The following is a 9,060-nucleotide window of genomic DNA, read 5'->3' as shown; positions in this document are numbered from 1 at the left end:
CGATGGCCGTCTTACGTTTTCAGGTGACACCCGCTACCGGGACGAAACCCCCGGAATGGGTGGAACCCGTACACCACTTCCCTGGACGCAACCCGCCGCCCGCGCCGTGCGCGGCACCCCGAACGTACTGTGAGGCTGCTCTTGAGTAGTTCCAGGAGACCCGGGAATCCTCGCCGGATCTCGATCCGCCCGATGATGTGCCTTCCTTGGGCTTCGCCCACCTGCCCCGCCGAGCGGAGCGAGGCGCCTTGATGAAGTAGCGAAACTCGTAACAACTGCTCTCCCGACCACTCTCCAGCCCGATGGCCCGTATGCTCGCTGGCTGCGGCTGACGCTCCTTCACATCGGCTTCGGGGGACCATGGATACGATCACGCAGCTGGTGACCATCGCTGCTGTGGTGCTGGGTGGGCTGACGACCTACATGACGAATCAGCTGATGGAACGGAGCAAACGCAAGGACTCGCTCCGGGTCCGCTGGGACGAGAAGAAGCTCGACGCGTACGTGGAGTACGTGGGCAGCGTCCGGTCCTGCATCTACGCGGCTGTGCTGGCGTACGAGGTAACGCACGACCTGCGGGCCATGCCCCGGACCGAACACGAGCTGCTGATGGACCTCACCGAGGCTGAGGGCCGTCGCGCATTGGCCTTCGAGCGGCTGATGATGCTCGCGGGTGACCAGGTCATCGACGCCGCGCACGCGGTCAACTCGGCCACACTCGCGATCGACTGGCGTGCCCGCCGGCTGGTCGAGGGGCCCTTGGAGGAATGGCGGGGCCTCCACACCGAGATCTTCCGCGCGATCAACGTGTTCCACGAGGTGGCTCGTGCCGACCTCGGCGTGACCGGGGGCTTCGTCGGCGACCGGCACACGTCGCGTGGGCTGATCCTTCCGGACTCCCGTACCCCCTCCCCCGGCGAGTAGGTCCCCGAGCAGCAGATGACCCCGGCAGCGGAAGTCCTCCGCCACCGGGGTCGTCGCCGTTCAGGCTGCGTCGATCTGCCAGTCCAGGGCCAGCAGCGCCTCGGCACGCGCCTCGACCACCGCCATGCGAGCCATCCGCTCGATCTCCTGGCTGTGGGCGGCCTGGCTGGTGCTCTGTCCCGGCCACTTCCGGTAGAGCAGCCCGGTCTCCGCCGAGAACCAACCGCGGCTCACCGCGTTGAGTGCCAGCAGCAGCCCGGTGTCCTCGGACGCCGGCAGAGCCATCCAGCCGCCGAGGGCGAGTACGAGTTCCCGCCGCGCGCAGAGCGTCGCCGGGTGGACCTGGGCGCGGAAGTCGTGTGCCTGCCAGTGCCGCAGCACCTCGCCGCGCTCGATCGGGCCCTCGGGCGGGTCCTGGTCGAAGCCCACCGTCGTGCCATCGGGCAGCAGGTCGAGCACCCGCGAGGTCGTCCACGCCACGTCCGGCCGCCCGGTCAGTACCGCAAGGTCTCGCGCGAGGGCGCCCGGGGTCAGCATGTCGTCGGCGTCCAGCACCCGCACGAAACGCCCGGTCGCCCGCGAAAGGCCCATCGTCCGCGCCATGCCGGCGCGCCCGTGGCGGCTCTGTCCGAAGCTGATCCGCGCATCGTCAGGGACGTGCGGGCGGACGTCGTCCGTCTCGCCGTCCTCCTGGATGACCCACTGCCAGTCCCAGCCCGCCGGCAGCTCCTGCTCCAGCAGGGACTTGTACGCGTCGCCGAGGTACTCGGCTGCCGGCCCGTGGACGGCCGTGATCACGCTGATGACGTTGCCCATGGTCACCACCTGTCCAGCTTGGTCGTGTAAACGATCTCAGTGCGGTCGCCGGGCAGGACGACATCGGAGATCTCCACCACGCGGTCGGTGGTGTCGATCGAAGTCTTCCGGAGGATCACCACGGACACACCCACCGGCAGGCCGAGTTCCTCGGTCTCTTCCGGCGTCGGCGGCCGAGCCCGAAACGTCTCCACAATGCGGTCGAGTTCGATGCCGAGTGTGAAGAGCTGGTTCTGGGTGCCGCCGGGCCACGGTTCGAGGTCCTCGCGGAGCAAGTCCGGGTTCGGTTCGACCAGCTCCAGCGGGAGGTACGACCGGGAGACGTTGAACGGTGTCAGCTCATCGCTGTGCCGGGTCCGGTAGATCCGCTCCAGCAGCATCGTGCCCTCGGGCACGTCGAACGCTGCCGCAAGCTCAGCGGACGCCGGCACCCTGTCGTACTTGGCGTCGAAGACCAGGTCGTTCACGGTGAGGCCGGTGTCGTGCTCGGTGGCTCCGGTCTTGAGCCGCTCGGACTCGGACTCTCGCGCCCGGTCCTTCTCCCACTGGTGCCGCAGGTTGGTGCGGGTCACCGGGGTCGGCTGGCGGCGGACGAAGGTGCCGCGTCCGTGCTGCTTCTCCAGCAGCCCCTCGGACTGGAGCACGCCCACGCCCTGGCGGACGGTCGGGACGCTCACCTTGTAGCGCTTCGCCAGCTCGGTCTCCGCCGGCAGCCGGTCGCCCTCGGCAAGTTCGCCCGAGGTGATCTGGTGCCGCAAATCGGTGGAAATCCGCTCGTACTGGTTGGCCATGTCGCCGGTCACCGCCCTGTCGTGGTCTCGGACACATCTTAAGTCCTAAAGAGGAGTTGACGACCAGCTGATGGGCCGTCATAGTTCATAGCAACTCCTCAAGAGGACTTAAGGACTAGAGGAGTTGAGGACTTGCGGCACTTGCCGTGAGCAGGGCTTTCCCGGAGGCAGACGTCCTCCGGGGTCAGCGAAGGAGTACGCGACATGCGCTTCATCCCCGTCGACACGACCGGCGCGCTGGTGATGGTGGCCCAGGAGCCGCGCCCGAAGCTCAAGGACCGCCGCACCGGCGAGATGGCACTGGACACCGAGACCGGCGCCCCGCTGATGACCCTCGACGTGACCTTCGTGGCCAACGGGCAGGCGGACATCCTCGCCCTCACCGTGCCGCAGCCCGGCATCCCCGAGGGGCTCGCCCCGGGCACCCTGGTCGCCCTCACCAAGCTGGTCGCCCGGCCGTGGGAGAACGAGTTCAACGGCCAGAAGCGGAGCGGCATCGCCTTCCGCGCCGAGGCGGTCACCGCCACCATGCCCCTCGCGTTCGCCGGCGCGCAGGCCTGATCGCCGTGGACGCGCTCACGACCTCGCTGCTGGAACTCGGTCTCCCGGCCGCCGCGCTCGGCGGTGGGGCCCTGTACGCCAAGGCGAAGCACCCGCGCGCCTACTGGACCGCCGTCGGCCTGCCGCTGACCATCAGCCGGATCCACCGCGACTACGACGCCGTGATGGAAGCCTGCGGCCTGACTGTTGAGCCGTCGTTCTGGCGGGCGATGGCGGCCCAGGCTGCCAACCGCGACTCGAAGCCCGAGATGCCGAAGATCCGGGGCTTCCGGGGATCGGCAACCGGCCTCCGAGTCCGGCTCCGCCTCGCCCGGGGCCAGGAGACCGCCGACGTCCTCAACGCCACGGAGCGACTGCGGCACGCCTGGGGCGTCCACGCGGTCTACGCCGCCGAGGTGAAGCCGGGCGTCGTGGATCTGCAGATCGTCGGCTACGACGTGCTGCGCACGGTGCAGATGCCTCGGCGGGCCGTGGCCAAGGCCGGCGGACTGCTCCGGATCCCCGTTGCGCTGCGCTCGGACGGCACGCCGCACGTCCGGGACTACTGCGCGGTCCCGCACGCCATGAACCTCGGGGCCAACCAGTCGGGCAAGTCGATGTACACCCGCAACCTGATCCATGGCCTGGCGTCTCAGCCCGTCGCCCTGGTCGGGATCGACTGCAAGGGCGGTGTCGAGCAACGCCCGTTCGCCCGGCGGCTCTCCGCCTTGGCCACCAACCAGGCGGACGCGCTCGGTGTCCTGCTCGGCCTGCTGGTCGAGATGGACGACCGGTACGACCTGATCAGGGCCTATCAGGGGCTCCCCGGTTCGGTCTCGGCCGAGAACGTCACGGCCGACATTTGGGGGCTCCCGAAGAAGGTCCGCCCGGTCCCGATCATCGTCCTGGTGGACGAGATCGCCGAGCTGTTCCTGGTGGCCTCCCGGGACGACGAACCGCGCCGCAACCAGCTCGTCACGGCGTTGATCCGCCTGTCCCAGCTCGCTCGGGCGGCCGGCATCTTCCTGGAGATCACCGGCCAGCGCTTCGGCGCCGACCTCGGCAAGGGCGCGACCCTGCTCCGCTCCCAGCTCACCAGCCGTACCGTCCACCGAGTCAACGATGTCGAGAGCGCCCGCATGGGCCTCGGCGACATCTCCAACGACGCGATGGACGCCGCCACCCGGATCAGCCCGGCCATGCCCGGTACTGCCATCACCGGCGACACCTCGGGCGTCTGGCACCAGATCCGTACCCCGTACCGCTCGCTCGCCGAAGTCGCCGCCCAATGCGCCAAGTACGCGCACCTGACGCCCGACCTGCACCGCCTGGCAGCGTTCCGGCCGCAGACCGCATCGGCCGCCGTCCCGCCGCAGCCCTCGGCGCCGCCGATCTACGTGCCCGTCCCGGTCGCCGAGTAGCGCTTACCTTCCGGCCCGGCGCGGCCCTCAGCGCCAAGTCCCAGCACAGCCATGCCCGAACGAGAGGAGCACCACCATGTCCCGCCAGCCGTCCCTCGCCGAGATCGGCGCCTTCGTGGCCCACATCCGGGCCGCCTCCTCGACCAACGGGGATCGCGGTCCGCTCCTCGCCGACCGGGTCGAGGTCCTGGAGCGGCTCGCCGCCGCCGACCCGAAGAACCGGGAGGTCGCCGCGCTCGCCCGTGACGCCCGATCCGCCGCCGGCCGCCGTGCCCGGAACGGTCGGTGACCTCGATGGCCCGCAGCAGCCGCACCTCCGCGACCAAGGCCCGGCCCTGCGACGAGTGCGCGGGCACCGGACAGATCACCGTCCCCGTGTTCACCGGCCGGGGCGCACGCCGCCGGAAGCTCGCGCAACAGGAAGCGACCTGCCTGGACTGCCTCGGGACCGGCATCGTGCTCGGGGAGCCGGAGTGATCGAGATCCGGGTCATTTGTGAGACCGGCGAGGTGCCCCACGTGGTCGCCGACCTGTGCCGGCTGTGGTCCGTGCAGGACGTCAAGGAGTACCCGGCGCACGAACCGAACCGCCTGCGCCTCTACATCCGGGCCGAACGTCGCCCGGCTCCCGCCAAGTAGCGACCGAACTGCCGGAGTTGGGCAGCACGCCGACGCCCTGCCCGCTCCGGCTCCAACCCACCTGGAGGTGAACCGACATGCGCCGACTGCCCAAGGTGGACGCCATCCTGGTCCAAGCCGTGATCGCTGCCGCGCTGTCCTTCGCCCACCTGCACGACCTCGCCGAAGCCTCGGGCCAGACCGGCTGGAAGGCGTGGGCCTATCCGGTCTCCGTCGACCTGCTGCTCGTCGCCGCCTGGCGCCGCCTGCAGACCCGGACCTCGACCGCGCTGGCCTGGGTCTGGTTCGTCATCGCCCTCGCCGCGTCGCTCGGCGCCAATATCGGCACCGCCGGCCTGCTCGACCTCGGCCAGACACCGGCCTGGCTGCGCATCGTCGTCGCCGGTTGGCCGGCCGCCGCCTTCCTCGGCGGCACCCTGCTCGTCCACCACACGGAGTCCGCGGCTTCCGACACCGAACCGGTCTCCTTCGTGGAGGACACCGAGCTGCCCCCGCTGTACGAACCGGAGCCCGAGCCCATCGAGCCCGCCGCACCGTTCCCGGCCTTGGCGCCAGCTCCCGCGCCCATGCCGGAGCCTCCGGCCCCGTCGCCCACGCCGGCACCCGCACAGCCGGTCACTCCGGCCGCGACGGCTGTCCCCGCACCGCTGCTCCAGCACGCCCGGAAGGTCGCCGACGACCACCGCGCCCGCACCGGCGACCCTATCGACGCCGCCACGCTGCGCGCCCGGCTCGGCATCAAGGACCCGCTCGCCTCGGCCCTCGCCGCCGAGCTGATCTGAGAGGCACCGCCCGATGAACATCACGCTCCCGCTGACCCTCGTCCTGCTGATCGTCAGCTGGCTGATCGTCCGGCACCTGCGACTGCGCTGGTGGGCGGTCACCGCGCTGGTCCTGCTCGGCTTCTACCTCGCCACGTCCTCGGTCGCGCCGCTGATCGACAGCACCACGCACGACGGCGTGCAGGTCATCAACAACTCCACCACCAAGTAACCGACGGAGGTACCGCCATGGCTGCCGGACTGCTGCTTCCCGACTCGCTGCTGCTCACCCCGGACGGCTCCACCCTCGTCGCCGAGATCGAGACGTACCTGGCCTCTCTCCCGGCGCCCGCCCGGCTGACCGTCCCGTACGTCTGCCCGCTGGGCTCCACCGTCCAGCGCTGGAACGCCGGGCTTCCTGTACCCCGCCCGACGCTCCTGGACCGTCTCGCCAACCGCCCGGCCCGGCCGGTCGAAGTGTCCGTCGCGGACCACCTGCGGCTCTCGTCCCGGTACCTCGCCGAAGTCGGCTGGGTGCAGGGGGCCATGTGGGACTCCGCCGGCCGCGTCTGCCTGCTCGGCGCTCAGGCCGCCGTCCTGGCCCACGGCTACGGCACCGCGTACACCGTCCGGCGCGCCCGCGTGCAGGTGATGGAAGTCCTCCACGCCACCGGGCGGCCCGTCAGCTCCCCCGACGTCTTCAACGACCTGCCGGCGACCCGGCAGAGCGACGTCCACCAGCTCCTCGACCGGGCCAGCGCCCGGGCCCTGTCCCTCGGCATCTGATCGGCCCTCGGGGCGGCACAGCCGGCAAGCACACACCGCCCCGAGGACCACGTCCCTTCCCGAACCGAAGCCCACGAAGGAGAGCACCATCATGCCCCAGCACCGCCACGCCCGGATCCGCGTCTGCCACCACTGCGACGGCTTCGCCTCCGCCGTGATCGCCACCGGCTCCCGCCACCTCGACGGCACCCGCCGCACCATCCCCGTCGCCTGCCCGGCCTGCCGTGGCCTCGGCACCCTCGCGCACCCCCTGGTCACCGCCAAGGCGGTCTGACCGTGGCCGTCTTCGACTGGCGCGACTCCTCGCACTGGGCCAGCAAGCCCGCCCCCTGCGGCGTCTGCGACAAGCCCACCAACCTCCGCTCGGACCGTGGCAAGCCCGCCCACAAGGTCTGCGCCGAGACCTGGACCGACCAGAACACGAAGCCCGCGTCCGACCAGTCCTGAGCCCCGCCCCGGGGCCGGCAACCAACTCGGCCCCGGGGCCTCCCTTTCGGAGGTGATCCCCGTGCTCCACCAGCTCCCCACCCGCCCCGCCAACGGCCTTCGCGTCCTCGACCTGTGCTGCTGCGCTGGCGGTGCCGCGATGGGCTACCACTCGGCCGGGTTCGAGGTGACCGGCGTCGACCTCGACCCGCAGCCCAACTACCCGTTCGAGTTCGTCCAGGCGGACGCCGTCGCCTACGCCACCGCGAACGCCCACCGCTTTGACCTGGTCCACGCCTCCCCGCCCTGCCAGACGCACTCGGCGCTGACCAAGGGCACCAACAAGGGCCGCACCTACCCCGACCTCGTCGCCCCGCTCCGCGACACCCTCACCGCCGCCGGCGTCCCCTTCGTCCTGGAGAACGTGCAGGGCTCCCCGCTCCGCCGCGACCTGACCCTGTGCGGCGAGATGTTCGGCCTCGGCGTCATCCGCCACCGCTACTTCGAGCTGCACGGCTTCACCGTCCCCGCCCCGACCCACCGCCCCCACCGGGGCCGCGTCGCCGGCATGCGCCACGGCAAGTGGTACGACGGCCCCTACTTCGCCGTCTACGGAGAGGGCGGCGGCAAGGGCACCGTCCCCCAGTGGCAGAACGCCATGGGCATCCACTGGACCACCGTCCGCCGCGAGATCGCCGAAGCCATCCCCCCGGCCTACACCGCCCACATCGCCCACGCCTTCCTTGCCAACCGCGCCGGGGCCGCCGCGTGAGCCGACCCGCCGTCGCACCCGTACCCGACCGCCTGGCCGTCGCCGACCTCGCCCGCCTCGCCGCCCGCGGCGACCTTCTCAGACTCCAAGACCAGATCCGGCGTACCGGAGGCTGCTCGAACCCGATCCACCTGTCCGGCTTCCGCACCCTCACCCACGTCCCCACCGGCAACGTGCTGCACCGCTACTCCACCTGGCACGAACCCGGCCACCGCCTCAAGGTCGCCTGCGGCAACCGCCGCGCCTCCCGCTGCACCTCCTGCGCCCGGACCTACTCCGCCGACACCTTCCACCTCATCCGCGCCGGCCTCGCCGGAGACGACACCAAGGGCGTCCCGGCCACCGTCCGCTCCCACCCCCGCGTCTTCGCCACCCTCACCGCCCCGTCCTTCGGCCCCGTCCACAACCGCCCCGACAAGGGCCGCTGCCACTGCGGCACCCAGCACCCCGCCGACTCCCCGATCCTCGGCACCCCGCTCGACCCCGACCGCTACGACTACGCCCACGCCGTGCTCTGGAACAACCACGCCCCCGACCTGTGGCGCCGCTTCACGATCTACCTGTTCCGCACCATGGCGAAGATGGCCGGGCTCTACCAGTACGAGTTCAAGGAGCAGGCGAAGATCTCCTTCGGCAAAGTCGCCGAGTACCAGCGCCGGGGCAACGTCCACTTCCACGCGGTCATCCGCATCGACGGCCCCACCGGCCCCGACTCCCCTCCCCCGGCCTGGGCAACCACCGAGCTCCTGGACGCCGCGATCCGCGCCGCCGCCCGCCGCGCCACCGTCCCGCTCGCCGCCGCTGGCCACCTCCCCGCCCGGTTACTCGAGTGGGGTCAGCAGGTGGACGTGCGGCCCATCACGGGATTCGCGGACGGCGAGATCTCCGAACAGGCCGTCGCCGCCTACGTAGCCAAGTACGCCACCAAGTCGGCCGAGGCCACCGAGACCGTCGACCGCCGCATCCTGGAGCGCCACGAACTCGACCGCCACCAACTCCCCGACCACACCCGCCGCCTGATCGAAGCCTGCTGGGACCTCGACCCGCTCTACCACGGCCGACTCCTGGCGCACTGGTCCCACATGCTCGGGGTCACGTCCGCTTGAGTGGTGTATCGACGGCCACTCGGTGATCCGGTTTCAGGCTAGGCGGTGAGTGCGGTCGGGATGGTCTCGTCGGTGGTTT

Annotated in this window: 14 protein-coding genes and 1 pseudogene; 13 read left to right on the top strand and 2 right to left on the bottom strand. The window is 70.9% G+C overall.

Annotated features, from left to right (window positions below; all coding sequences use genetic code 11):
- The first annotated feature begins 360 nt into the window (after positions 1–360).
- Entirely contained in the window at positions 361–924 is a 564-nt protein-coding gene (locus tag ACGFX4_RS41010; RefSeq protein ID WP_393086278.1) for a hypothetical protein, read from the top strand.
- A 60-nt stretch (positions 925–984) separates the two neighbouring features.
- Here ACGFX4_RS41010 and ACGFX4_RS41005 read toward each other — a convergent pair whose 3' ends face one another.
- Positions 985–1,740 (bottom strand): glycosyltransferase family 2 protein, encoded by a 756-nt coding sequence (locus ACGFX4_RS41005; RefSeq protein ID WP_393086276.1) that lies wholly within the window; start codon positions 1,738–1,740, stop codon positions 985–987.
- Between the two features lie 2 nt (positions 1,741–1,742).
- Positions 1,743–2,531, bottom strand: coding sequence for a GntR family transcriptional regulator (locus ACGFX4_RS41000; protein WP_393086280.1), 789 nt, complete (start codon positions 2,529–2,531; stop codon positions 1,743–1,745).
- Between the two features lie 204 nt (positions 2,532–2,735).
- Here ACGFX4_RS41000 and ACGFX4_RS40995 point away from each other — a divergent pair, with 204 nt between their 5' ends.
- The 12 genes and pseudogenes from ACGFX4_RS40995 to ACGFX4_RS40940 form a co-directional block, all read left to right on the top strand.
- Entirely contained in the window at positions 2,736–3,092 is a 357-nt protein-coding gene (locus ACGFX4_RS40995) for a hypothetical protein (protein WP_393086274.1), read from the top strand.
- A 5-nt stretch (positions 3,093–3,097) separates the two neighbouring features.
- Positions 3,098–4,492: an FtsK/SpoIIIE domain-containing protein gene (locus ACGFX4_RS40990; protein WP_393086272.1), complete on the top strand. Its 1,395-nt coding sequence runs from the start codon at positions 3,098–3,100 to the stop codon at positions 4,490–4,492.
- 76 nt (positions 4,493–4,568) lie between these two features.
- A complete protein-coding gene (locus tag ACGFX4_RS40985) occupies positions 4,569–4,781 on the top strand; it encodes a hypothetical protein (RefSeq protein WP_393086270.1) in 213 nt (70 codons plus the stop codon).
- A gap of 5 nt (positions 4,782–4,786) precedes the next feature.
- Entirely contained in the window at positions 4,787–4,969 is a 183-nt protein-coding gene (locus ACGFX4_RS40980; protein WP_393086268.1) for a hypothetical protein, read from the top strand.
- Complete coding sequence (locus ACGFX4_RS40975) at positions 4,966–5,130, top strand: hypothetical protein (RefSeq protein ID WP_393086266.1); 165 nt, start codon at positions 4,966–4,968, stop codon at positions 5,128–5,130. The genes ACGFX4_RS40980 and ACGFX4_RS40975 overlap by 4 nt, the downstream gene beginning before the upstream one ends.
- Positions 5,131–5,207: 77 nt before the next feature.
- Positions 5,208–5,912: a DUF2637 domain-containing protein gene (locus tag ACGFX4_RS40970; protein WP_393086264.1), complete on the top strand. Its 705-nt coding sequence runs from the start codon at positions 5,208–5,210 to the stop codon at positions 5,910–5,912.
- A gap of 13 nt (positions 5,913–5,925) precedes the next feature.
- Positions 5,926–6,123: a hypothetical protein gene (locus ACGFX4_RS40965; protein WP_393086262.1), complete on the top strand. Its 198-nt coding sequence runs from the start codon at positions 5,926–5,928 to the stop codon at positions 6,121–6,123.
- 17 nt (positions 6,124–6,140) lie between these two features.
- Entirely contained in the window at positions 6,141–6,677 is a 537-nt protein-coding gene (locus tag ACGFX4_RS40960) for a hypothetical protein (protein ID WP_393086260.1), read from the top strand.
- Positions 6,678–6,768: 91 nt separating this feature from the next.
- The gene (locus ACGFX4_RS40955; protein ID WP_393086258.1) at positions 6,769–6,951 is read left to right on the top strand and encodes a hypothetical protein; all 183 of its coding nucleotides are present in this window, start codon (positions 6,769–6,771) and stop codon (positions 6,949–6,951) included.
- Between the two features lie 2 nt (positions 6,952–6,953).
- Positions 6,954–7,124, top strand: coding sequence for a hypothetical protein (locus ACGFX4_RS40950; RefSeq protein WP_393086256.1), 171 nt, complete (start codon positions 6,954–6,956; stop codon positions 7,122–7,124).
- A 61-nt stretch (positions 7,125–7,185) separates the two neighbouring features.
- Positions 7,186–7,875, top strand: a complete 690-nt coding sequence (locus tag ACGFX4_RS40945) for a DNA cytosine methyltransferase (RefSeq protein WP_393086254.1) — start codon at positions 7,186–7,188, stop codon at positions 7,873–7,875.
- Positions 7,872–8,966 (top strand): annotated as a pseudogene (locus ACGFX4_RS40940) (replication initiator); the annotation flags it as partial. The gene ACGFX4_RS40945 and the pseudogene ACGFX4_RS40940, both read left to right, overlap by 4 nt.
- Positions 8,967–9,060: the final 94 nt, after the last annotated feature.

The sequence above is a fragment of the Kitasatospora sp. NPDC048365 genome, from assembly GCF_043200835.1.
GTDB classification, from domain to species: Bacteria; Actinomycetota; Actinomycetes; order Streptomycetales; family Streptomycetaceae; genus Kitasatospora; species Kitasatospora terrestris.
This window is presented reverse-complemented; position numbering and strand designations above follow the sequence as displayed.